Below are 26,177 nucleotides of genomic sequence, written 5' to 3' on the forward strand. Positions count from 1 at the left end.
GGACGCGACGACCGCGCAGGCGTCCGTGGAGCGACGCCTCGCCGACGCCATGGCCGAACTGGAGCGGGTGCAGGCGGCGGTGGCACGGGCGGAGGCGGAGCTGCGCCAGGCCTCCGAGACCGTGCGCTCCCGGGACCGGGCCGTCGAGGTGACCGTCGGCCACCAGGGCGAGCTGACCGCGCTGCGCTTCCTCGAGGGCAAGTACCTGGGCATGACCGCCGGTGACCTGGCGGCGAGCGTGCTGGAGGCGGCGGAGCTGGCCCGCACCCGGATGTCACGGCAGGTGATGGAGACGTTCGAGCCCTTCACCCGGCCCAGCACGGGTGTGTCCGAGCTGACCGGGGTGGACGTGGACTGGGCGGACATCTTCGGGCCCGCCGTGACGGAGGAACGGTCCGCCGGCCCGGCCCGCGGCGGGCGGGGCGGGCTGCACGACGAGATCAACGACGACGACCCCGACGGCGACCTTGAGGAGGACCACCGTGGTTGACAGCTACACGACCGACACCAACCAGGTGAAGACGAGCGCCGAGAACATCCACGAGGTGGGCAAGGCCGCCTACTCGATCCAGGGCGTGTTCGACGACGGCGTCCGGGGGTCGGACGGCTGGTGGGGCACGAGCGACAGCTTCGCGAGATCGGTGGGCCCCCGGACCACGGAGGAGACGGGGACGACCGCGTCGACCGTGCTGACCCTGATGACCGCGGTGGTCAGGATCGCCGACGGCACCCACGCCAACGCCACCAGCATCACCGACACCCAGGCCCTCAACACGGAAGCCATCAACGCCTCCGACGTCTACACCGGCGGCACGACCGGCACCGGCGACTCCGACGCCACGAGCGGCAGGCACTGACCCGGTATGGCGATCCAGGCCTCGAAGTCCGTCAACAACCTCCTGTTCGTGCTGATCGGTGAACGGCTGATCCAGGCGAACGAGGACCTCGCACGCACCAGTCACGGTCCCTACCGCCAACTGGCGCAGGACCTGCGGGGTTTGTCGGACGCCATCGAGGACTCGATCGTCCATGCCAGCCGGGGCCTGCCCCAGCGGGTCGGCGACAACTACCGCACCGCGATGCGGATGTTCGTGGACGACGGGGGGACCAACTACCTCCGGCAGTTCGCGACCCAGGTCGACCAGGTCGCGGACAACCGGGTGAAGACCTCGTACAACATCATGGAATCCAAGTGGCAGATCATCGCCGAGGTCATCCGGCTGATGGTCGAACTGCTGGTGGTCCTGGCGCTGTCGGTGTTCAGCGGGGGCGCGAGCGCGGGCCGGATCGCGCTCGCCAAGGCCCGCAGCCGGGTGGTGGTGCTGACCGTCCTGGACACCCTGATCCGCCGTACGCATCTGCTGCCCATCCTCAGCGAGGCGTTCGAGGAGGCGCTCCAGTCGTTCATCGTGCGGCTCGGGATGATCGCGTTCACGTCCGGCGAGCAGAGCTTCCACGACTTCGACTGGGGCGACCTCGCGCGCGACGCCGTGTTCGGCGGGCTCGCCGCCGCCTTCATGGGCGGTATGGCGGGGGCGGGTGCACGGGTCGGCGACGCGGTGCGGAACGCGGCGAAGGACGTCCCGGTCACCAAGGACCTGGCCCAGGACGTCGCCACCAAGGTGGGCCGCGACACCGACACGGTCCCGGGCGCCACCCCCAACACCGTTCCGGACAGCTCGCGTTCGACGAACACGACGGGTACGACCGGTACGACGGTGCCGGAGACCGGCGCGGCCACGCGGCGCGCCGGGGACACGGTGGTCCCGGGCGCCGTCCCGGTGGTTCCGGAGGGGCGGCCCTCCACGGCCGGCCGGATCGTCGACGGGAGCGGCGGGTTCGTCGTCGAGGGCGGCTCGGAGGCGCTGGCCGAGATCGTCGGCGGCGGGCTGTTCACGGGCAACTGGACCACCACCTGGGACACGTTCATCGGCGCGGGCGTCAGCGGCAAGGTCAACGAGGGCCTGATGAGCGGGGCGCAGGGCACCGGACTCGCCCTCAACGGGGTGCTGTTCCCGACACTGCCGACCGGGTCCACGGTCCCGACGGTCTCCACCGACCCCGGCGACGGTGACGATCCCGTCGATGACACCACGCCCTCGGCCACGGCTCCCGACGACCCGGCGACGAACCCCACGGCGACCCCGACGACCCCGGCGACAGTGACCCCAGGTCCGGTGACGCCGGTGGCGGTCGGCGACCCGGCCGTTCCGACGCCGGTCGTCACGCTGTCCGGGGGTGACGTACCTGACGGCGGTTCGGACACCGACCCGCACACCGACTCGGGGACGACCACGGTGGCCCAGGCGACCCCGGTCGGTACGGCGAGCGCGGGCACCGCCCCCGCCCCCGCCCCCGCCCCCGCCTCCGACCCCGGTCCCGTCTCCGACGCCGCCACCCCCGTCGCCGTACCGGTGACGGCCTCGTCGGTCCCTTCCATGCCCGGTGTCGCCACCCCCGCCACGGTCCCCGCGGCGGCCCCCGCGTCCACCCCGGCCAAGACCGGGACGGCCACGGCACCCGCCGACCAGGAGACCGAGGCCGAGCCCGGTACGGCGTTCGGTACCGGTACCGGGGCCGGTGCCGAGACCGTCGACGGGGAATCCGTCGCCCCGGTCCAGGCTGACGCCGTGCCCGACGGTGAGGTGCCGCAGGATTCGACGGCCCCGGGCACCGCCATCCCGGCGATCGCGGTCCCGGCCGCCGCCGCTTCCCTGCCGACCGGGAGCGGCCCCACCGCCGTGACCGCCGCTGCGGTCGCCCCCACCCAGGCCCCCACCCCGGCGGAGAACCCGGCGAGAGCGACCGTCACCCCGGCGACCGGCACCCCCACGACCGGCAGCACCCCCGGGGACACCGCTCACCAGGCCACTCCCGCCACCGCTGCCCGGCGTACCGCCCGGGTGCGGCCGTCGGATGAGGACGCCGCCGACCCGGCCCCGGCCATCGCGCAGTCGGCTCCGGCCACCGTCGGCACGGCCGGTGAGGCAGGCGGCAGCGAGGCAAGCGACAGCAGGCAAGCCAGTAACACCAGCGAAGCCAGTACCAGCGAGGCAAGCGGCAGCGAGGCCGGTGACAGCAGCGAAGCCGACAGCAGTGAGGCGAGTGAGGCCGGGGAGACCGTTGTCTGGGAGGGGCTCGACCGGCCGCCGCTCGATCGGACGGTGCTCGCGGGCGGCGTGGAGACCGGAGCGGGGGAGGTGACCCCGGACGCCCGGCAGCGGTCCCTGGATGCCGGGGACATACGGCGTTTCGAGGTGCGGCGGTATCTGCTGCCCGGGGAGCTGGCGGCCACCCGGGCCGTGGTCCGTCTGCGGCTGGTCCCCGGGGCGTCCCCGGACGAGGCGCCTGTCACCGACGGTGAGCTCGCGGTGTTGGCGGAGCGGGCCCAGGAGGCAGTGGACGCCTACTACAACCTCGGCTCCCGGCTGCCCAACGGGGACCTGTTCCAGTTCGACCTGGAGTTCGTCACCGACCCGGCGCGCGCCCACCACACGGTCACCGTGCACCGGGAGGTGGACGAGGACTTCGAGAACTGGTCGCTGGCGTCGAAGGACGAGACCATCGCCCATGAGGCCGGGCACCTGCTGGGTCTGGCCGACGAGTACCGCAGCCAGGACGAGTACGCCATGTACCCCGTCTACACCGACGGCGCCCTGATGGACGGTCCGTCGATGGTGGACGACAACGGGCGCCCCGACATCGACGCCGACTACCCGGCCCTGCGCGCGATCGTGACCGAGGCCGAGGGCCGCTGGTGGATCCCGCCCCGCCATCTGCGGGAGATCGGTTCGGCCGCCGAAGGCGCCCTGGCGACGGCTCGGCTCGCCAGTGACGGCGAGGTCGTCCACTCGGTGGGCCAGGTCCGCGCCGACGGCCTGCCCTCCCGGGCTCTGTTCCCCCTCGACGTCAGACAACGGGTCCTGTACGGCGTCGGCACCCCCGCAGTCGGCGGACTGCTCGCCCCCACGGGGGTGTCCCGCCGGGTCCGGCCCGAGGTGCTGGAGGGCACGGAGAACGCCAACGGCACCTACCGGGCGGTCCACCCCGGTGACACCCCGGCTCCGCGCCGGGTCGAGGTCAGCCACCCTCTGGCCGGTGACCTGCTGGCCGGGGAGCGGGCCGTGGAGCCGGGCCGGATGATGTTCCCGGCCTACTGGACCGAGGACGACGCCGTCTACGCCGCCGAGCAGTCCTATCTCGACGCCCTGTGGAGCGGCACGGTGACCCCCGTGCCGGGCGAGAGCGGCGTCCACACCTGGACGGGGGAGTACGGCGGCGTCCGGATCGAGGGCGAGCTGCGGCACGGCGCCTTCACCGGCTTCCGCCCCTCCGACAGCCAGCCCGACGAGCCCGCGCCCGACTACATGCCGGAACCCCCGCCCGGCACCCGGCCTTCGGACGGTCCTCAGATCAGCCGTCGCGCCGAGAGCGTCGTCCGCTACGGGGACCGGGCCACCCGCTCGGGCGTGCACCACCTGAAGACCGGTGGCACCGACCACCCGGAGCAGACGTACGGTCTTCACGTCGAGAGCGGGCAAGGGCACGAGAACGGCACCTACCGGGCGAGTGTCTGGTTCCTCGAATCCGGGCTGCGCACCTCGTCCCCCCTGGTCGGCCTGCCCAGCCGCTGGCGCCTGCACCGGGACGGGGAACGGCATGTCATGTTCCCCAGGAGATGGCACGCGCGCACCCTCATCGAGGCCGTCGGACAGGCACACGACGCCGCGCTCTTGGCCGGTGACATCCGCCCGCTGGCCGAAGGCTCCGCCTACCACTGGGTCGGTGAACAGCGCGGCGTCCGGATCGAGGGCCTGGTGCGCGACGGCCACCATGTCGTCTTCCGCCCCGTCGCCGAACAGCCCCGCCTCCGGTGGCCCGCCGAGAGCCCGGTGGCCGTCACCGACCCGGTCGACGGATGGGCGGCCCGCCACCGCTTCGAGGTGACCCACGCGCTGTTCGCCGACGGCCAGCGGGGACTGACGCTCACCGCTCGCATCCACCTCCGGGCCCCGGCCGACGCGCCCGACGCCTTCGACGGCGTCCACCAGGTCCTCCAGGAACAACTGGACGAGCGTTACGGCGATCTCGACCGCCCCGACCGGGCCCCGCTGGTCCGCTACGCGTTCTCCTTCACCGACCGGCCCCAGGACGCCCACCGGATCATCGACGCCGACACACTGATGGACGCCGAGGACCCCGACGACTATCTGACGCTCCTGCTCGGCATCGACCCGGAGAGCACCGCCGCCAGGAATGTCGCCCGCACCCTGGGCCGTGCAGCCCCGGCCGGTCCCGCCGGCTGGCACCTCACGGGCCCTGGCACGGGCACCGGCCAGAGGGACGGCGTGGTCGAGGCGGCGCTCGCCAGGGCCGACCTTCTCTCCCGGCCCACCACCCTGCTCGACCCCGGGCTCACGGCCGCCGGGGTGCCGGACGTTCCCGTCGTCACCCGGGCCGACAGGTCGGCCACGCGCAACGCCGCCTCCTTCGCGCCCGGCGCCCCACGCACCGCCCCGCCCGAGGGCACGCTGCCCGACGGCTGGACCGTCGGCGACCTGCGGCACGGCGCCTTCCGGGTCGCCCAGTCCGCCTTCCCCGAACTGGCCCGCGCCGGGCGGCCGTCCAAGCACAGCGGGACGGAGGTCCTGCGCGGCACCTTCCAGAAGACGTACCTGGAGGTGACCGTGGAGAACGGCCTGATCGCCGATGTCACCGTCCTGACCGACACACCGCCGCAGCCAGTCGCGACGGAGGGGACAGCGGTGACGGAGGTGACGGAGGCGGCGACGGCCCCGGCCGAGGGAATGGCCCCAGCCGAAGGAACGACCCCGGCAGGGGAAACACCGGAGGCAGGAGCCACGCCCGCCGCCACCGTGACGGCCACCGGCACGGCCGCCGATCCCACAGCCGGGCAGCCCGCCCGCCGGACTCGCCCCCGTATCACCGTCGCGGACCCCGACATCGCGCCCGCGGTCGACCACCGGGCTGTCCCGGCGGCCCGGAACGCCACGACAGCCCAGGCGGCCCAGGACGACACGGCGGTCCTGGCGACTTCGGAGACCGGAGCGGTGGTCACCGGGGCCGGTGCGGGCCAGGACGTGCCGCTGGTGCCGACGGTCGCCCGGATCAAGGCCGACGCCAGCTTCGTACTGGGCCGACTGACCCATGTGGAGACGCAGTTCCTGACCGGCATCACCCGTGACCGGATACGGAAGCTGACCAGGACGGGGGGCGCAGAGAAGTCGGAACTGGAGACCGGACTCCGGCTGTACTGGGGTGCGTCGGGTCTGCGGGCGGGGTTGGACGGCCGGGATCTCGCCCGGTTGGTGAACACCTCGACGGGCCGGTCCCTGGCTGTGTTCCAGAGCGAGTTGGCCACTCTGGAGGGTCTTGCGCCGGGCACGGAGATCCTGGCGCACCGGCTGGGGACCACCGGGGGCACCCTGCGGCGATGGTTCGGCGGTGGCGTTCCGGCTCGGGAGTACGTCAGGAAGGTCCTGGAGCTGAGCGGGTCCGTGCGGTTCAACGAGGGGTGGCACTCCGAGGCTGCCGACGGTTCGCTCGACGGTCCGGACACCGCCCGCACCAGAGCCGAGACCCAGGCGGCGGTGTACGAACTCCGAAGGACGGCACGTGCCCTGATCAAGGACATGGCGTGGACGGAGGCGGACAGGTGGGGCCTGCTGGGCGCCGAGGTGGTCGAGCGGGCGTCCGACCAGCGGGTGTGGCGGCCGTCCGCCCGCCAGGGGTTCACGATCCAGGGGACCGCGCGGAGGGTGGCGGACGGGCTGCGCGGTGCCGAGCTCAGGGCCGCGGTGGGGGAGGAGGTCCGGGACTCCATGGCTGCCCTCGCAGCGGACCTCCGCCTGCTGGACGGACTTCCCCTGATGGAGGCGGCCGGACGGCTGGAGGTGACGCCGACCGCGTTCGACCACTACCGCAGGGGCCTCGTCGAGCCCTTGTACGTCGTCGCTGTCCGTGCGAAGCGGGCGGCGGACGACTTGCGCACCCGAGCCGTGACGACGACCGCTCCTCCTGCCCCTCCGGCTGCCCCGGCTCCCGCCGCACCCTCGGTGCCCGAGTCCCAGCAGGCCCAGCAGGCCCAGCAGGCCCAGGGGGCCGATGCCGGGGACGCGGGGGACGGCGGGGCGATGGATGTGGACATGGAAGGGCCCGCGACACCCGCTCCCGTCGGACCGGCCGATGCCTACGCCGATTCACTGATCGAGAAGCTGGCGGCGGACGCCGAGAGCCTCCTGAAGGCGGTGGGTGCCGAGGAGATCGACGGGTGGCCCCACATCGGCTCCCGGTCGGTGACGGCCATGATGGGCAGGCATCTCCGGCATCCGCGTCTGAGGTCCGGGCTGGCGGTCTTCTGGGGTGCGCGGCTGGCGCGGCAGGGACTGCGGGGCGAGCGGCTGGCGGAGGAGGTCACCACCGCGGTCGAGCAGGCGATGACCCAACTGGCCGCCGACCTGCGGTACATGAGCGAGACCCTGCGTATGGGGCACGGCAGGATCGCCGCCCTGCTCAAGGTGCATGAGCGTACGGTCCCCCGCTACCTGGACGGTACGAGGACGCCCGCCCTGGAGACCGGGCTCCGGGCCAGGAGGCAGGCCCGTCTGCTGGAGGAGCTGCCCCCGTCCCGGCTCCAGCGGCCCTCGACTGCCGAGGCGGCGCCGTGGAGTCTGCCGGACGGCGATGTCGACATGGGCGGGATCGGGGCGGACGGCGTCACGGCCGGCCTGGCCGACGGGATCGACCCGTCGGACGTCGAGCAGTGGCTCAACGACTATGTCCCGCTCGTGCAGGAGCCGGTGGGGGAGTTCCCGGGCGGCCGGGACGACCAGGGAGACCGGGACGACCAGGGCGGCCGGAGCGGCTGGGGCGGCCGGAGTGACCTGAACACCCTCGCGGGTGCCGGGGATCCGATGGACGTGGACGCCTTGGAACGGGACGATCTGGACCCGCACGCTCTGACGGACCTGCTGGACCTCGTCGACGCCGCCGAGCCCGCCACGACGACGCTGGACCCGAACGGGCTCCCTTCCCTGGACCAGTTGGCCCGGGACGCCGCCGATCTGCTGGCACTGCCGGACTTCGACGTCACGATGTTCGGGAACGGGACGACCCTCGGGCATCTGGCGCTCCTTGCCCAACGGAAGGACGAGGACCCGCATTTCCAGCTCGCCTTCGGGACCTTCTGGGCGGTCCGGGGCATGGAGTGGGATCTGTCGGGTGACCAACTGCGCCAGTTCGTCGAGGACATGGTCGAGGATACGCACGAGACGCTCCTCGCCTCCCTGCGCGTGCTCCATGCGCGGCTGAAGACCCCCGGTGTGGCAGCCCTGTTCCAGGTGACCCGGGTCACTGTCAACCGGTGGCTGGCGGGCGGTCGGCGTCCCACGTACCGCTCGACGCGGACACTGGTGGAGGCGGTCCGCGACGGGATCGACGCGACCGCGGCGGAGGTCGGCGTCCTGTCCGCCGAGGACCAGGAGATGTTCCTCACCTGGTACGAGGAGCAGCGACTTGCCGGTGGGGAGGTGCCCGCCGGTTCCGGGGACACGGCCCCGGCACTGACGGGAGAGCCCGGGTCCGGGTTCGCGAACCCGGCCGACGTCATGGCCGACGCAGTGGACGTGCACAGGCGGGCTTCCGATCCCGCGGGTGAGGTGTCGGCGTCGGGTCGGGTGGGGACGGACCGCTGGCTCCCCTTCGACAACGCGTTCGCGTTCGTCGAGGACTCAGAGGGCGGTCGCAAGGTCGTGCGGCCCGAGGGTGCGGACTCGGGTGAGCGGACGGAGGTGGGGTACGGCTGGGAGCTGTTCCCGGACGGGGACGGTCCGGGGCGAGGCGTGGTGCGTCTGACCCGTCGGGTGGCGTTGCTGCCGGAGGCCGGCGTGCGGGAGAAGGAGGTCGAGGCTCTCCGCGCGGGGCTGGCGGGTCAGTTGGAGACGCTGGTCAACGACCGTCGGCACCGGTTGCCGTCGCTGTCGGACAGGGGCGAGGGGCCGCGCCTGGCGGTGGCGGTGGAGTTCGTCGAGGGCGACGCGTCGGGTGCGGACACCGCGGTGACGGTGCGGTCCGAGTCTCCTGACGGGCGGGAGATGCGTCAGGACGTGTGGTTCACGAAAGTGCATCCGGCGGCGTACGTGCACGAGGTCGTGCACGGGCTGGGGGTGCGGGACGACGAGACGCCTGGTGAGGTGCTGCTGACGCCGGTCGGCCGGGACGAACAGGTCCTGCGGCTGGGGCAGTCGAGCCTGATGGGCCGCTTCACCGCCCCGGACGCGCAGCACTTCACGCTGACGGACGGCCATCTGCGGCAGATCGCGGACGTGTTGCGGCCGTACTTCCACGAACGGGGTCATGGCCCGGGGGATGCCGGGCGTGGCAGAGAGGACCGGACGGGCCGAGACAGCGCGCCCGCCGTCGACTACTCCACGATCGGCCCGGACGGCCTCCCCCAACCGGCGCCGAGCCCCGTCGCCCTCCTGCCGGAGGACCTGGAGGCCCTGGCCCTGTTCACGGAGGCCGAGGACGCGGGAGAGTCGGAACCTGGTGCGGTCGGGGGCGGCTTCGCGCCGCCTGAGCACGGGATTCCGTCGACGGAACGGATGCTGGCCGCCGCCGAGTTCGTCCTGAGGGAGAACCCCGCCATCCCGGCGACCGTCGGTGTGAGCGAACGACAGGTGGCCGGGCTGTCCGGTCTGACGCCGGGCCGGGTCGGGTTCGAGCGGGCCATGCGGATCTTCTGGGCCGCCGAGGGCATGGGACGAGGGTTCTCAGGGCGCTGGCTCCGGAGCTGGGTGGACACACAGCTCGCGATCTCCATGGCCCGGCTCCGTGTCGACCTGGATCTGCTGATGATCCTGCCGCCCGAGCGGCAGGAGGAGATCGTCCACCGGATCGGCGTCACCTGGCAGGCCCTGGAGAGGAGTTTCCACCCCGGCAGGTTCCCCTCGCTGAGCACCGCCGCCGGTGTCGCGGCGGAGATGGCGGCAGAGCGGATCCGGCTGGATCGGGTGTCCTCCGGTACGGCTGTTCCCGTTCCCGGACCGCAGGACGCGCAAAGTCCGCGCCACTTCGGCGACAACGCCTTCACCAGTGACGATCTCGACCTCCTCCTCGACCTGTTGGCCGATGGTCCCCGGTCCGTCCCGCCGAGCCCCGTCGCCTCGTCGAGGGCGGCCACCCCGACCCGGGGGGCCGGCTCCGCCGAGACCGGGACCAGGACCGGCAGCGAGGCCGGGAGCGTGAGCGAGGACGGGACCGTGGGGACGGGGATTCCGCTCTGGGGTCCGGCCGGGGTGCCGTCCGCTGAGCGGATGGCCGCCGACGCCGCTCTGCTGCTGAGCACCCTGGACGCCTCGGAGATCGAGCGCGCGACCGGTTCCCCCGTGGATGTGGTGAGAGGTCTCCTGGACGGTGGTGGTCTGTCGCAGCCCCTCGGTGTCGGGTACGGCGTGTTCTGGGCCGCCCGTGGGGTCGAACTGGAGATGCGCTCCGACGCGCTCGCCGACTGGGCAGCGGTCAGGCTCGACGAGACCCGTGACCTGGTGACGGAGAACCTGGACCTCCTGCGGACCCACCTGGGGGACACGGAGGCGGGCGGCCTGGCCGGGCTGCCGCTCGGCACCGCCGAGGCCACCGGCGCAGACCCGGGCGAGCCCACGGCCGAGCACGTCGGACGCATGGTCGACGCCGTGGACGTACTGCGGTACGGCCCCGGGGACCCGCAGGGCACCGGGGCGCGGACGGCAGCGGTCACCGGCGGCGGCTTCCTGCCGGACGGACCGGCGGGCGAAGGCCAGGCCGGCGACCACCCCATGGACGACGCCGACGCGGACCTCCCCGAAGGACTGTACGATCCGACGTTCCGTACGCCGTACGACATCCCGACGACGGCCTCGCTGCGGGCGGACGCGGTCTTCCTGCTGTCCCATTGGGCCGACCCGAGGGTGGGGTCCTGGCTGCGGGCGTCCACGGTGCTGCTCCAGAGATTCAGCGAGCGGCTCGCCGTCACCAGGCGGCCACAGGGTGCCCACGAGGTGTACTGGGCCGCCCGGGAAGTGGCGGCCGGACTGCGGGAGGGCGCCCTCTCGACCGCTGTCGCCGCGCACATGGGGCTGACGCGCGAGCGCATGGTCCATGACCTGAAGTTCCTGCTGCGCAGACGGGGGCGCGACTGGGTGATCCGGGAGACCGGTGCACCGGCCGGCATGGTGCGGACGTACCAGAAACGAGGGTCCGCGTCCCGTCCGCCGATCGCCGTCGAGGCGCGGATCCGGCACCAGGCCCACCTGCTCCGTACCGCCGAGGCCGAGGCGGAGGCGGAGGCCGGTCGGCCCGGGGACGGCGTGCGGAGGGCCGGGGACGTGTCTGCGGACATCACCGGCCAGGCGGGGCGCCCCGGCCAGGCCACCGCCGTTGCCCTCGGCACGGACGCGGCCATGGGCACGGACCTCGACATGGGCATGTATCTCGACCTGGACGCGTACCCGGACGTGGACATGGGCGAGGACATGAACGCGGACGTGGACATGGACGCGGACACCGCCCCGGCCGAGCACGGGGAGACCGGAGCGCCCCTCGACACGGCCGAGGGGACTCCCGGCGGTGACGCGGGCACCGACGTCGTCCCGCCTCCAGGAGTGGCCGCGCTGTTCGGTGCGCGAGGCCTTCCGGACCTGGCTTCGCTGGTGCGGGACGCGGCACGTCTCGAGGAGGTTCTGACGACGGACGGGGTCGAACGCGTCCTCGGCGTCACCAAGTCCGAGCTGAACTCCTTCTCGTCTTCCTTGTCGCACGTCGACTTCCAGGCCGCTTTCCGGGTCCACTGGGCCGCCCGGCGGGTGGACGAGGGATTGGTTCCCGTGGAGCTGCGGCGGTGGACGTACGCCCAGGTCGCGCAGACCCGGGACCAGTTCGCGGACGCGCTCCGCGCCCTCCGCAAGGCCAGGGGCGGCCCGGCTGTGCAGGAGTGGCTGGGTGTTTCGGTGAGCACGGTCATGAACTACGTCAAGAAGCGCAATGACCCCTCGTTCCGCACGGCTCTGAGGATCCTGTCCGGGATGGAGCCGGCGACGGAGGCACGGCCCGTGCCCCGGAGGGCACAGGCCGAGCCGGCCGCCGCCGAAGTCCCGGAGCCGATGGAGCTGACCGGTGCCGAACTCGACGGTCTCCTCGTCGGGGACTCGCCCCTCCCGGAGTCCGGCCCGGGGGAGGGCGCGCAGCCCGCTCCGCGATGGAGTTCCATGACGGTGCCGGAAGGCCCGGCCCGGTCACGTCCCGTGGACGCTCCCGCCGACATCCCGCGCCCGAACGACACGGAGACCACCGGGACAGCAGAAGCAACGGATACCACCGAGGCGACCAATACCAACGAGGCAACGGAGACCACAGGCACCCCCGAGGCGACAGCGACCACGGAGCCCGCCGAGACCGCCGGGCCGGGTCCGTTCTGGTGGGGCCGGACCCTGGAGGCGCTCCCGGGCTGGCCCGGGACCGACACCCCGGCGCGGGCCGACGCCGAGGTACGGGCCCCGCGCATGCCCGGGGCGGATCTGCCCAGCTTCCTGGACGTGGCCGAAGTGCAGCGGTACCGGGCACGGCGTTACGCGTTGCCGTCCGGCGGCTTCGGCACCAGGGCCACCGTACGTATCCACCTGGCCCCCGTGAACCTCGGCGAGACGCTGCCGGGCGACCGGCTGAGGGATCTGGCCGACCGGGCACGGACCGCGGTCGACCAGCTGTACAACGGTGGTTCGCGGCTGCCGAACGGGGATCTGCTCCGGGTCGACCTGGAGTTCGTCGCCGAGCCCGGCGCCGCCCACCATGTCGTGGAAGTGCACGGCGGGCCCCTGCGGGAGAACCATCAGAACTGGGCGCTCGACACAGCTCCCACAGTGCTCGCCCATGAGACCGGCCACCTCCTGGGCCTGCCCGACGAGTACCGCGAGGGCGCCTCCCCCGATCTCCGTGCCATCCATCTGGACGGGGCGCTGATGGCCAATCCGGTTCCGGTCGACGCCGAGGGCAGACCGCAGATCGACACGGACCACGCGCACGGCACGGGCGGCGGCCGCAACTGGATCCCGCCGCGTCACCTGCGGCAGATCGGCGCGGCCGTCGAGGAGGCGTACGGCCGGCCGGCGCTGCGGGCGGACGACTCGGTGGTGACGGTGGAGGAGCCCCGGCGCGCGGACGGACTGCCCCCGCGGGCCCGGATCACCCTGGAGACCCGTCAGGACATGCTCCACGGCACCGCGGGCACGGGCGGCTCGTTGCCGCCGGCGGGGCTGTCGGCCCGGGTCCGGCCGATCGAGATCTCCGGCACGCGCAAGGAGAACGGGACCTTCCGGGCGACGTATCCGGGAGCGGAGGACAGGCCGGCGTCCGGGATCCTGCTGTCCTCGGTGGCGGGAGAACTGCGGACGGGCGCGACCCCTGATCCGGCACCGGGCCTGATGATGTTCCCCGAGCACTGGACCGAGGACGACGCGGTCTACGCCGCCGAACAGGCCTACCTCCAGGCCCTGCGAGGCGAGGACGGCGCCTCTGTCACCGCGTTCCCCGGCGGCCACCGCTGGACCGGCGAGTACGGCGGGGTACGGGTCGAGGGGGAGACCCGGGGCGACCGGGTCACCTCCTTCCGGCCCTCCGCCACCCAGCCGGACACCCCCGCCCCCGCCTACCTGCCGACACCGTCGCAACCCGCCCGGAAGGACGGTCCCGGCTTCGGCCGGCTGGTCGAGGACGTCACCCGGTACGGCGACCGGCGCACCCGTACCGGCGCGTATCTGGAGCCGCGTCCGGGCCAGGAGGGTTTCCACGGGCTGCGGGTCGTCCGCGGCAAGGCACATCCCAACGGCACCTACCCGGCCTCGGTCTCGTTCTTCGACCCGGACGACCGGCGCCGGGACCCCCACGGCGTCTTCCCGCTCGGCTGGCGGACGCATGTGGACGGAACGGACCATGTCATGTTCCCCCTGGGCTGGACCGGCCAGGAACTCGCGGACACGGTCCGGCGCGCCTACGCGAACGCGGTCGAGGCCGGTTCCTGCACGGACTCGGCGGACGGCCGGACCCGCCGCTGGGTCGGGGAGCGGAACAGGATCCGGATGGAGGGCCTCGTCCGCGACGGGCAGCATGTCGCCCACCGCCCCACGCCGGGCCAGCCCCAGCGCCGCTGGCCGCAGACGCCGCCGGTCGCGGTCACCGAGATGCGGACGGCCACGGAGGCGGAGGACGCCGCTTTCGACCACCGGTGGGAACTGTTCGACCACGGCCAGGTCGGTGTCACCCTGTGGGTGCGGCTGTACACCGCGGACACCGAGGCGGGCCGGGAACTGAGGAACCAGCTTCCCAGCGTGGCGTCCACGGGGACCGCCATGGCGGGCCGGGCCGACGGCGCTCCCCTGGTGCGGCTGCTGGTGGAGTTCACCGACGACGCCGAGCGGGCCCACCGGGTGGTCGACCCCGGCCCGGTGCCCCTGACCCGGGAGGAACTGCGCGCCCGTTCCGCGGAGTTCACCGGGATCGCCGCCGACCGGGCGGGGCTCGCGGCGCTCACCCGGCGCCTCACTCCCGTACAGCGGGAGGACTGGACCGCGACGAGCGCAGAGCGCCGGGCGGTAGTCGACCGGGCGCACGCTCTTGCCCACCCCCTGGAGCAGCCCACCACCCTGCGCGAGCCCGACCCCGCGTCGGCCGCGCCGCGGGCCCTGTGGAACGAGCCGCTGGCCCTCGGCCCCGCCTTCGCGGAGGGCCTGGAGACGGCCACCGGCGCCGGGGACCCGGTCACCGCGACGGGCGCCTACCACCTGCCCGCCGCGGACCCCGACGCGACGGCCCGGTACGGCCTGCGGGTCACGCGGGGAGAGCGGTTCGACAACGGCACCTACCCGGCCGCCGTCTGGTTCCTCGGCCCGGACCCGGCGCCGGACCCCGCCCCGGACGCGGGCGGTGACGACCCGGCCCCCTCACCGGTTGCCTGGAAGCCCCACGCGGACGAGGGCGAGCACACCATGTACCCCGCCCACTGGCCGTCCTCCTGGGTGGCGGAGGCCGTGATGCGCGCCCACGAGGCCGCGCTGGCGGCGGACACGGTCGAGCGGACCGGGGCCGCCGGCTACCGCTGGGTCGGCGAGGCCGCCGGGGTCAGGATCGTCGGCGAGGTCCGGGACGGACGCCAGATCGCCCACCGCCCCACCCCGGTGCAGCCCTACCGGAGCTGGCCCGCCGAGACGCCGGTCGCGGCCGGGCCCTCGCGCGAGGAGAGGATCACCCGGGGCGGCAGGACGGTCGTGCGCTTCACCCGGCGGGTGGTCCTCCTCGACCGGGGGCAGCTGGGGGTCGAGGTCGTCCGGAGGATCCATGTGACCGGGCTGACCGGCGCCGACGCCGACCGCTTCGCCGGGACGCTCCTGGCCGAGACGGAACGGGCGTACGGTTCCCCGCGCAGGGCGGACGGCGAACCGCTGGTGCGGCTTCGCGTGGAACTCGTCCAGGACCCCGCGACCGCCCACCAGGTGATCGCCGCTCCCGCGTCGGGCGCTTTCGACCCGGAGCGGCTCGACCGGCAGCTGGCGGAGTTCGCGGGGTTCCGCGCCGAACCCGAGGCACTGAACCGGCTCCTGGCGAACCACCGCCGCCTGATCCCCGACGACGACGCCTGGCAGCCGGAGCCGGGCATGGACCCGGACGCCGTCGGTGAGGCCTTGCGGCTGGCCGATCCGCTGGCACGGGACGTCCCGCTGCGGCTCTCCCTCCCCGGCGCCGACCGTGAGCTGGAGAGCCCCGCTGAGCTGAGCCTCCACCCGGCGTTCCGGCGTGCCCGTGGGGTGCCGCGTGGCTTCCCCCGGCAGTGGACCCGGGTGCTCCTCGACGCCGGGGCCTTCCGGATCGCCCGCTCACCCCGGTACAGCGAGCCGGACCCGGACGACCCACTGACGGTCACCCACTTCGGCCACTTGTTCGGCACCCCGCTGGGCGTCACGGTGCGGGACCACCAGATCACCGGCGTCGTCCTCGCGACCCGCCTCCCGGACGGCAGGCTCACCCACCCCTCGGCAGAGCCCCCGCCTCCACCGCCCCCGCCGTACCCGGGTGGTTCCGCGGTCGGCGATGTGCTGCCTCCGCCTCCGGCGTATCCCGGTGGTGCGGGTGATCCCGTGCCGCCGCCTCCGCCGTACCCGGGTGGTCCCGGGGCGGGTGATGTGCCGTTGCCGCCTCCGCCGTATCCCGGTGATGTCCAGCCGCGTCGGGCCCCGATGACGTTGTCCGACGGCGAGGACCTGTCCGGAGACGGAATCGGCGACGGCGGTACGACCTCGCCCGCCCCTGTGGCCCCGGCCGGCTCCTGGTGGGGTGACGGCCTGTCCGCGCTCGATCCGACGGGGTTCCCCGGCGGGGTGGAGACGGCGCGGGCCGAGGTGCTGCCGCTCGCGGGGCAGGCCCTGCGGCCGGGATCCTTCCTGTGGGCGCTGCGGCTCAGGCGGTTCGAGGCCCGGCGGTACACGCTGCCCGGCGGGGACACCGGGACCCGTGCCGTGGTCCGGATCTTCTTCGACGTCCAGCGCGCCGAGGACGGGTCGGGTGTCGCGCCCGAGCAGGTGCGGGAGCTGGCCGAGCGGGCCCGGGCCGGTGTGGAGGCCCACTTCGACACGTCCTCCCGGCTGCCCGACGGGAGTCTGCTGCGGGTCGACCTGGACTTCGTGCGCGATCAGGGGGACGCCCATCACACGGTCGCCCTGGTGGTCGACGCCGACCGCTTCGACCGCGACCGGTGGACCGCCGACACCCCGGCCGACGTGATGGCGCACGAGGTCGGGCATCTGCTCGGCCTGGAGGACGAGTACCGGGAGGGCCCGGACAACGGCAGGATCGTCTACGACGACCAAGCGCTCATGAGCGGTCCCGTGCAACTGGACCGGCGCGGACGCCAGTTGGTCGACTTCGCGGACTCCGTCGCCGGGCTCGGCGTCGCCGCGGGACGCAACTGGGTCCCGCCGCGCCACCTCCGGCAGATCGGCTCCGCCGCCGGGACCGCGCTCGGTTCACCACGTGCGACACGCCCGGAGCCGGCCGACACCGCCACCCCCGCCGTCCCCGGCACGCCGGACACGGCCACTCCAGTCGGCTCCCGTGCCGACGGGCTTCCGGAGCGGGCCCGTTTCTCCCTGGACGTGCGGGGCCGGGCGCTCCACGGACAGCGGGGCACCGGGGTCGGCGCCCTGCTCGCCCCGTCCACCGGCGTCCAGCGGGCGCGGCCGGTCGAGGTGCCGGGCGGCAGGAACGCCAACGGCACCTACCGGGCCCGTTACGAGGGGTCGGCGCCGCTCCTGGGCGGCACGTCGGTCCGTACCCTCCGGGACGCCGGTGACGTCTTCGTGCCCGCCCGGGCGCCCGGTGGCGACCCGGGGCTGACGATGTTCCCCGCGCACTGGACCGAGGACGACGCCGTGTACGCCGCCGAGCAGGCCTGGCTGCACGCGCTCCGCACCGGCGGGGTCGTCCCGGTCGACAGCGGGCGCGGCGTCTACGACTGGGTCGGCGAGTACGCCGGGGTGCGGATCGAGGGGCGGCTGAGCGGGGGAGTGTTCCGCTCCTTCCGGCCCGCCGACAGCCAGCCGGTGCCCACCGCCCCCGCACCTGGGCCCGATCCAGGCCATGTACCCCCGGCCCCCGCGCCCGTGAGCCCTTCCTCCGAGGACCCCGACAGCCCCGAGGGCCCGGCGGACCCGGAAGCTGTGGCGGACCCGGAGGATTCGGAGGCCGCCGGTTTCCCCGATCCCCTCTTCGGCCGCCGGGCCGAGGACCTCGCCCGGTTCGGCGACCGACGGACCCGGACCGGGGTTCACCAGTGGGCCGACGCGGTGGTCCTGCGCGACCACGGGCTGTGGGCGGGCCCGCCGACCGCGCCGCACTCCAACGGCACCTTCCGCGCCGAGGTGTACCTCCTGGAGCCCGGCGTGAAGGTCACCGACCCCCTGGCCGCGCTCCCCTCCCGGCTGGTGCGGCACCGCGACGGCGGGCGGCACACCTTGTTCCCCAGTCAGTGGCAGCCCCACCACGTGCTCGACGCCGTCGAGTACGCCCACGCGTACGCCGTCGCCACCGGGTCGGTACGGCCGCTCGGGGACGGCCGGGTCTACCACTGGGTGGGGCAGGGGCCGTACGGCGTCTGGGCCGAAGGACTGGTCCAGGACGGTCCGGCCTCCCGCGGGCCGGACGGGCTGCCTCCGGCGCCGGGGATCGCGGGCACCCACCTCGTCTACCGGCCCACCGCCGACCAGCCCTGGCCGGACTGGCCCACCGAGCCGCCGGTCGCCGTCACCGAGGACACCGCGGTCCCGGGGACGGGCGCGGACGGCTGGTGGCAGCACAGCCCGTTCTCCTACCGGGTCGAGCTGTTCGCCGACGGGCGGCGCGGTCTCCACTTCACCGTCCGTGTCCCCGTCTCCGCCGACGACGCCCTGATTCCGGAGGAACGGGACGCCCTCTGGGGTCGGTTGACTGAGCTGGCGGCCGAGGCCCACGGCCCGATCGGACGGATCCCGGGCGCTCCCCCCGTACGCCTGTCCCTGGAACCCGACCCGGAGGAGCTGGACTCCCCCCTGTTCGTGCCCCTGTGGCCGGGGATGTTCGCGGACGACGACGAGCGGACGCGGAGCCTCGAAAGCCTGGTCCTCGCCCTGGGCGTGACCCCGGACACCGAACACTTCCTGCCCCTCGCCCTCACCTGGGCCGCCGACCCCGGCACCGACCCCGGCGTCGAGACCGCCGCTGCCACCACCACAGCAGTCCCCGCCGACCGCTGGCTGACCGACGGTTCGCCGAAAGCCCTGGCGGCCCTCGCCGACGCCCTCGCGCTGCCGGCCGACGAGGACATGCGGCTCACCGTGCCCGACCCCGCGGACCGGAACGCCCCGGCGGGGGAGGGCCGGCGACTGACGGAGTTCTTCCGCTCGCGCGCCGACGCGGTGTGGGCCGAGGGCGCACCGCGCACCGCCTACCCCGAGGGCGCCTTCCCCGCCGCGTGGACCGCGGACGACCTCCGGTTCGCCGCCTACCAGGCGGTGACCCGGGAGAGCGGCGCCGGTGGTGACGTCTCCGGTTCCCGCACCCTGCGCCACACTCTCGCGGGCTTCACGCTGGACGTCGTCCTGGAGGACGGCAAGGTGGCCGACCTCCACCCCGTCCCCCGGTCCGCCCCTGTCGGATCCACCCCGTCCGCCCCTGCGGGCGAGCGGTCCGCCGTCACCACAGGCGCGGCAGCCGCCCCCGCCCCCGACGGCGGCTGGGGCCCCGGCCTGACGAGCGTCGAGGAGGCGCTCCGCCTGCACCGCCCGCCCCGTCTGGACGCCTCCCTGCCCCCGCCCGCGCCCGCCTCCGCCCGGATCCGCTTCGCCGACGGCACGGTGCTGCCGGAGCACCTGACCGGCTTCCTCGACGGCTCCCCGGGCGGCTTGCCGTCCGGCGGGCCCGGCGGCACCGGCCACGGGCACGACACCGTCCGGCTGCCCGGCGCCGACCTGGCCGTGGACCGGGCCGCCGCCTGGCTCGGCGACCGGTACGGCGACGGCGACCCCGCGACCGTTCCCGGACTCGCGGCGGCCCTGGACGACCTGCGGGCGGCGCTCGCCGACACCCCGCGCGACTTCCACGGCGACGGTTACGAGACCTCCTCCTTCGGCCCCGCGGGCGCCCCCCTGGTCCTCCGGGTGACCACCCGCCCGTACGGCGGCTGGGAGCGGTTCACGGACCTGCCGGGCACCCCGGTGAAGACCGACACCGCTCACCGGGGCGACCTCGGCACCACCTGGGGCGGCACGGCGAGCACCGGCGTCCGGCTCACGGTCGGAGTCAACCTGACCGCGCCCGGCACCCTCAGCGGCGTCGCGGGCGGCACCCTCAGCGGCGGGGTGACCCGGGCGCACCGGGCCGACCTCGCCGACCAGACGACCGGCCAGGTCGAGTCGCGCTTCTCGGAGCCCTCCCACCCCCATCTGGCCGACGTCCACTACGAGTTCACGGTGACCGGACCCGGCGCGCCTCCGGAGGGCCGCGCAGCGCTCGGCATCGCGGTCCGGAACGGCCTGCTGGTCCGGCTCCCCGACAGCCTCACGGCCGACCCCGCGTCCCGCCCGGCGCGTGCGACGGACCCGGCCGGCCGGGCCCCGGAGCGGATGCTGATGGACGCGGGCGTCGACTACCGCCTCGTGCACACCGAGGGCTACGGCCCGCTCCGCCATGTCCGAGACGCCCTCGCCGAGGAGCTGGGCGTCGTACCCGGGGACCCCGCCCACCGGCGGCTCACCGAGTTCTTCGGCACCGGCGCGTTCGAGCGGTCGGCGGACGCCCTGGCCCGTGGCGGCGTCAGCACCGGAGTGCTCACCGACGCCACCGGCGCGGTGCTCGGGGCGTTCACCGTGGAAGGGACCGTCCCCGGTGAGGCCGTACGGATCTCCGACAGCGAGGCCGTCGAGCTGCGGTCCGCCGTCCAGCACACCGCGGGCAACGAGTGGACGGTGTCCCGGTCCGCCACCCGGGGCGCGAGCGTCACCGTCGGACCCGCCGCGTCCCTGGGCACCGTGGGCAGCGCCGCCCTCGGGCTCTCGGCGGGCGCCGACCGGGGACTGACGTACGGCATCGGGCTCGGTGGGTCGGGCGGCCTCAGGAGCGTCGGCCGGGCCAAGGGCGTGCCCACGGCGCTCTACCTGGTGCGCAAGACCGTCCTGGTCCGCAGGACCGGCTGGACCGAGGCGCGCCGGTTCGACACCTGGAGCCTGGACCGGATGACCGTCGGCGAGGCCCGCCGCCTGGCCGGGTGGGACGACGGCACCGCCCTGCGCGCCGCGCACCCCCCGCACCCGCCCGCGTACCTCGCCGACGACCGGCCCGCCCTGCTGGGCATGAGCCGCACGGAGGCGTTCACCCACGACGACGGCCACGACGGTGGCGGCGTCGCAGACGGCGGGCTGCTCGTCGGGTTCACCGACGGTGTGCTGCGGGCCGCCGCCGAACGGCACCCCGGGCTGTTGGCACCCTTCACGGAACTGGGCGACGCCGCCGCGGCCCGCCGGAGCGGGATCCACGACCACGCCATGGCGCTCCGCAACACCCTGCGGGTCATGGACGCCCTCTCGCACCACGCCCTCGCCGCCGACCTCGCGGTCCTCACCACGACCGGGATCAGCGTCCCGCTGGAGGCGCCGTCCGGCCTGTTCCACCACACCCGGGTGACGCTGCGGATCCACGGCACGCTCACCGGGCGGCGCTACGAGGGCACCGACAACGACCTGATGCTCCGCAGCAGCAACCCGGGCGCCGAACGCGCCGAGTCCAGCCTCGCCACGACCCGTTCCGGCACGGTGGGGCTCGGCATGTCCCTGCGCGGCGACGGGCCCAACCCCACCCACGCCACCCTGGGGCCGTCCGCCGGATGGGGCGGCGGCCGGGAGACGTACTTCGGGGGCACGGCCTCGGCCGAGCAGCTCGCCGCCAGTCCCGGCCCCTCCCACCTGCACAGCTACCGGATCGCCCTGACCGCGGTCCTGCACCGCTTCAGCCGGGCGCGCACCGGGCTGCGGCTGGCTTCCCTGGGCGTGCTGGGCAGCGGTCCCGAGCACACCATCGACCTGGTCGGGGGCGCGGCGGGCGCACCGCTCGTGGGCCGGGTGCTGTTGGCGGTGCCCGACGCGCACACCCCGGCCCAGGCGCCCGGACAGCCGTCCCCCACCCCGGGGGAGGCGTACGCGCTGACCCGCGAGCAGGCGGCGGCGGTCCTGGCGGGCGAACCCGCGCAGGCCCCCGCCGCCGAAGGCGACAGCCGCCCCGGTGACGCCGATGCCGGGGCCGGGACCGTCGATGCCGCCGGGCGGGCATCCGGTGTCTTCGGCGAAGAGTTCGTGCAGACGATCGCCGTGGCCGCGCCCGACCGGCTGGCCCGGGCCGCCGAGGACGTCCTCGCCGCGCTGAGCGGCGCGTCCTGGCATTTCACCCGCACCGGAGCCCTGCCCCACGAGGCCCTGACCCGGTTCTTCCAGGCGCACTCCCTGACCTCCGGCGTCGACCGTACGACCGGGTTCGGCGGGCGGCTCGACCTCTTCGCCGGGGGAGTGCTCCGCCACCGGGTCGCCGAGGTCGGGCACCGGCTGCGGCTCACCCGCCCTCAGGTGATCGCCCCGGCCGCCCCGATGGGCAGCGAGTCCGGCTACGGCCTGGCCCGGCGCTTCGGCGGCTCGTCGGCCGACGGCACGACCCAGGCCGTCGGCCTCAACGTCGGCGCCCGGGACTCCGCCTCCTGGGGCGTGACCGACGTGGTCACCCTGGCCGGGGTCCAGCTCGGCGCATCCCGCTCACGCACCGGCGCCACGGCGGTCACCCGCACCGTCACCACGGACACCAACCTCGACGACGGCAGCCCCAAACTCCTCGTCAGCACCGACGCCGTGCACGACATCGCGGGCCGGGTGACCCCCGCGGGGCCGCTCGGCGGGATCGCCGCGCTGTTCGCCACCGGCGCCCCGGAGGGCTTCCGGATCACCGTCCCGGCCGGTCACCTCGCCCACCTCCCGCTCAAGGCGGCGCACCGGCTCGGCCTCCTCGACGACGGACTCGGCGAGGTGCCGCGCTACGACGCGCGGACCTGGCGGCGCGCCGACTGGTCACAGCGGCTGCCCTTCGGGTCGTACGCCGTCAACTCCCTGGACGCCGGTGCCGTACTGGCGGCCTTCGACCTGCGGCTGCGGGCCGCCGGGGTGGACGCGGACGACCGGCGGCACCTGCGCGCCCTGGTCACCCCACGCGCCCTGCGCGCCCTGCTGGACCAGCTGACCGACCCCGCGGGCACGACCGCGCGGGCCCGCCTCGGCGGTTCCTTCGCCGAGGCCCGGCTGCGCAGCCGGGCCGGGGTTCTCCGGCTGCGCCTCGAACCCGCCGAGCGGGAGTTCCGCGGCATCGACCACGACGCGGCGATCGAGGACAGCCGGATCGCCTCCACCACCGAGGCCGACGTCACCTCCCGGACCACGGGGCGCTCCGCGGGCCCGGCGGTGACCCACGCACTCGCCACGGGCGCGGGCAACCTGACCGCGGTGCGCACGCCGTACTCGGGGACGGGGACCCGCTCGCGCACCGAGTCCGCCACCCGCACCCGCTCGGTCACCGTGCGCCGCACCTTCATCCCCCGCGAGTCGTACGCCGTGACCCGCACCCGCTACACGCTGGCGCTCGGTCTCGAACAGGCCGACGGCACCGAACTCGCCTCCCTGCGCGGCGACGTGGGCACCCTGCGCGAGCTGCTCCCGCTCAGCCTGGCCGTCCCGGACACCGCCCCGGCCCTTCCATCAGCAGCCGTCACGCCCGTGGCGCCGGTGACCCTGTGGGCGCCTGGGGCGGCCACGCGGGCGGCCATCGACGCCTGGCGCTCGGTGCCGCTGCCCGACGGGACGACCGGGCCGCTGCGGACACCGGCGGCCGGCTTCCACCCGCGCCGGATCGAGGGCCTGGGCACCCTGCGCGACGCCGCCGCCCTCGCCCTGGCCACCGCCGGCGGTACGGCAGCGGCACCCAGGTCAGCAAGGCCCGAGTCCGCGCTGACCGGGGACGCGCTGGCCGCCGCGGTGGCCGGCGCCCGCCGGACCGGGCTCGCGGTGCCGGGCACCGGATCGGCCCTGGCCCTGGACAACGCGCTCGGCGACGCCGCCCTGTCCGCCTTCCTCGCCGACAGCGGCGGCCCCGACGGCTACCAGGTGCCCGCGCTGACCGGCGAGGACGGCACCACCCACGGCGATTACCGCCTCTACGCCCGGCCCGACCTCGGCCGCGCCGAACTCCTCGCCGTCTTCGCCGACTCCGCGATGGAGACCGCCGAACGCGTCACCGGCTCCCGGTCCGCCTCGACGGGCCGAGTCTCCGGGATCGACGGCGCCCTCGGCGGCCAGCCGGTCCTGGACGCCGCCCCCGTCGGCACCGCCGCGGTGAGCGCCGCCGCCGCGGGACCCGGCGCGGTCCGGGGCGAGCGGACCGCCGGTTCCGGCGGCGACGGATTCCAGACCACCGTGAAGACCACCGGGCGCGCCTTCGTCTTCGCGCTGCCCACCGACTGGCTCGGGGTCGCCGACGTCGAGCGGCGCACCGTCTTCGGCCGGACCACCGGCACCCGTGCCGTCGAGACCTCCGCCCGCCTCCTCGCCGTGATCGACGAACGGACCGCCCGCGCCTGGGGTCTGCTCGACGACACCACCTTCCCGCGGCGGGTCGCGGACGCCTGGGACGCGGTCGTCGCGGCCGACAGGGCCTGGGCCGCCGCCGACACGGCGTACTGGTCCCGCCGCCGCGCCCTGGGCGACACCGCCCCGCCCGCCGGACCGGCCGCCGCCGTCCGCCGCCAGGACACGGAACTGTCGGCGCTGCTCGCGGCGGCCGAGGACGCCGCCGCCGAACTGCACCGGGTGCGGGCGGCGGCCGACCGGCTCACCCACTGGCACCGCCTGCCCGCCGAACCGGCCTCCAACGGGGAACCGGAGACCCGCCGAGGCCTGCCCGAACCCCCGCCCGTGACCCACCGGCCCGCCGCCACCGGCACCCCAGCCGCCACCCCCGCCCCGCGATTCACCCGGCTCGCCGGCACCACCGACGTACTGGAGTCACCCGAGGGCCGGCCGTACGCCCTCTACGACGTGCCCGCCGACGGGGACGGCTTCCTGCACGCGCTGACCGAAGGGCTGCACCGGGTGGCCCCCGACGCCCTGGCCGACCGGGTGGACACGACGGACCGCGCGGCCACCATCACAGGGCTGCGCGGCCTGCTTGCCTCCGCGCTGACCGACCCCGCCAACGCCGACCTGCTCGACTTCACCTCGCCCGACACCGGGGACTCCTTCGACGCCGCTGAACTCCGCTCCGGTGGCGTCGACTTCGCCGAGGGCACCGCCGAGCGCCGGGAGTTCGACGACTCCGGCCGGATGCCGCTGCACGCCCGCCTCACCGCCGCCCAGCGCGCCACGCTCGCCGCCGCCCAGCTCACCCGGCCCGGGGGCGTGTCCGGTGACACGGGCCGCGACCACGGCGCGGCGGACCTCCTTCCCGCCCTCGCCGCCCGGACCTTCGGTGTCCGCGTCACGGTGATCCACGAGAACGGCGCCTACGACGAGTACGCCCCGGCGGCGACGGGCGACGGGACGCCCGGGTCCGGCCGGGTGGTCGTGCGGCTCGCGGACCGGCGCTTCCAGGCGGCCCTTCCCCTCGGCACGGTGCTGCCCCAGCCCAACCTGCCCGTCCCGGCCGACCCGGCGGAGCCTGCGCCACCTGTGACGTCCGCTGAGCCGCTCCGGCCCGCGTACCCGGCATCCCCCTGGGCGGACAACCCCTCCGGCTGGCGTCCCGTGGTGACCGGGGCCGGTACGGAGCTGGCCGCCCCGGACGGGACCCGGTACACGCTGGTGCCCCCGGCTGCCGACGGGAACGGCTTCGGCCCCGCCCTGGTCGCGGGGGTGCCCGGCCTGAGCGAGGAGCACCGGGCCCGGGTCCTCGACACCACGGCGTCGATCCGCCCCGGCGACCGGGACCATGAGCGGGAGACCGCCCTCAGGGCGGCGGAGATCATCGGCACTCCGGTCACGGTCGTCGGCGAGGACGGCACGGCCACGACCCACACCCCGGCCGCCGGAGCCGGTGAGGACGGCGGCCCCGTCCTGTACCGCAGGGGCCGCGAGTACCTCTTGGCCCGCCCCACCGCCAACGCCACCCCGGCCGCCGGTCCCGGGGAGGACCACACCCCGGCCGTCGCCGTCGGGCGGACGGAGCGGGAACCTGCCGGACCGCTGTCCGCGGCCGAGTTGTCGGCCGTCATCGTGCGGCAGGAGGACGTCCGGGGACGGACGTACCGTTCCCCGGCCGCCGACGCGACCTGGGCGCTCGTCCCGGACCACGGCATCGCGCTCGGAGAACTCGGCATGAGCGAAGAGGAGTTGCTGGAACTGGTGGCGGAACGGCCCGACCTCCTTCCCGAAGAGCTGCGGGACGCACCGCCTCGGCCGATCCACTACGATCTACCGGCCGCTGGTGAACTCCCTTGACCTACAACCGAGTTGATGCCGACGCCCAGTCGTCGGTCCCCGCGGTGCCGACGGCCTGCACGGCCGACGGACCTGTTGTCCCCG

The 26,177-nt window shown here is 74.9% G+C and carries 3 protein-coding genes; all 3 read left to right on the top strand.

Going from position 1 to position 26,177, the window contains the following annotated elements:
- Nucleotides 1–49: 49 nt before the first annotated feature.
- From ACIPSE_RS13560 to ACIPSE_RS13570, 3 genes are read left to right on the top strand one after another with little or no spacing between them, the layout of a single operon-like run.
- Nucleotides 50–490 carry a YbaB/EbfC family nucleoid-associated protein gene (locus ACIPSE_RS13560; protein ID WP_401661749.1) on the top strand — a complete coding sequence of 147 codons (441 nt, stop codon included), beginning with the start codon at nucleotides 50–52 and terminating at the stop codon, nucleotides 488–490.
- On the top strand, nucleotides 483–857 hold the full coding sequence (locus tag ACIPSE_RS13565; RefSeq protein WP_401661649.1) for a hypothetical protein: 375 nt from the start codon (nucleotides 483–485) through the stop codon (nucleotides 855–857). Before ACIPSE_RS13560 ends, ACIPSE_RS13565 begins: the two co-directional genes overlap by 8 nt.
- Nucleotides 858–863: 6 nt before the next feature.
- A complete protein-coding gene (locus tag ACIPSE_RS13570; RefSeq protein ID WP_401661652.1) occupies nucleotides 864–26,093 on the top strand; it encodes an EndoU domain-containing protein in 25,230 nt (8,409 codons plus the stop codon).
- The last annotated feature ends 84 nt before the right edge of the window (nucleotides 26,094–26,177 follow it).

Source organism: Streptomyces sp. NPDC090106 (assembly GCF_044747265.1).
Classification (GTDB): domain Bacteria; phylum Actinomycetota; class Actinomycetes; order Streptomycetales; family Streptomycetaceae; genus Streptomyces.

Excerpts from the sequence above, each read along its gene's own strand:
- ACIPSE_RS13560 (WP_401661749.1), top strand. The coding sequence starts at position 50 with ATGGCCGAACTGGAGCGGGTGCAGGCGGCGGTGGCACGGGCGGAGGCG.
- ACIPSE_RS13570 (WP_401661652.1), top strand. The coding sequence starts at position 864 with ATGGCGATCCAGGCCTCGAAGTCCGTCAACAACCTCCTGTTCGTGCTG.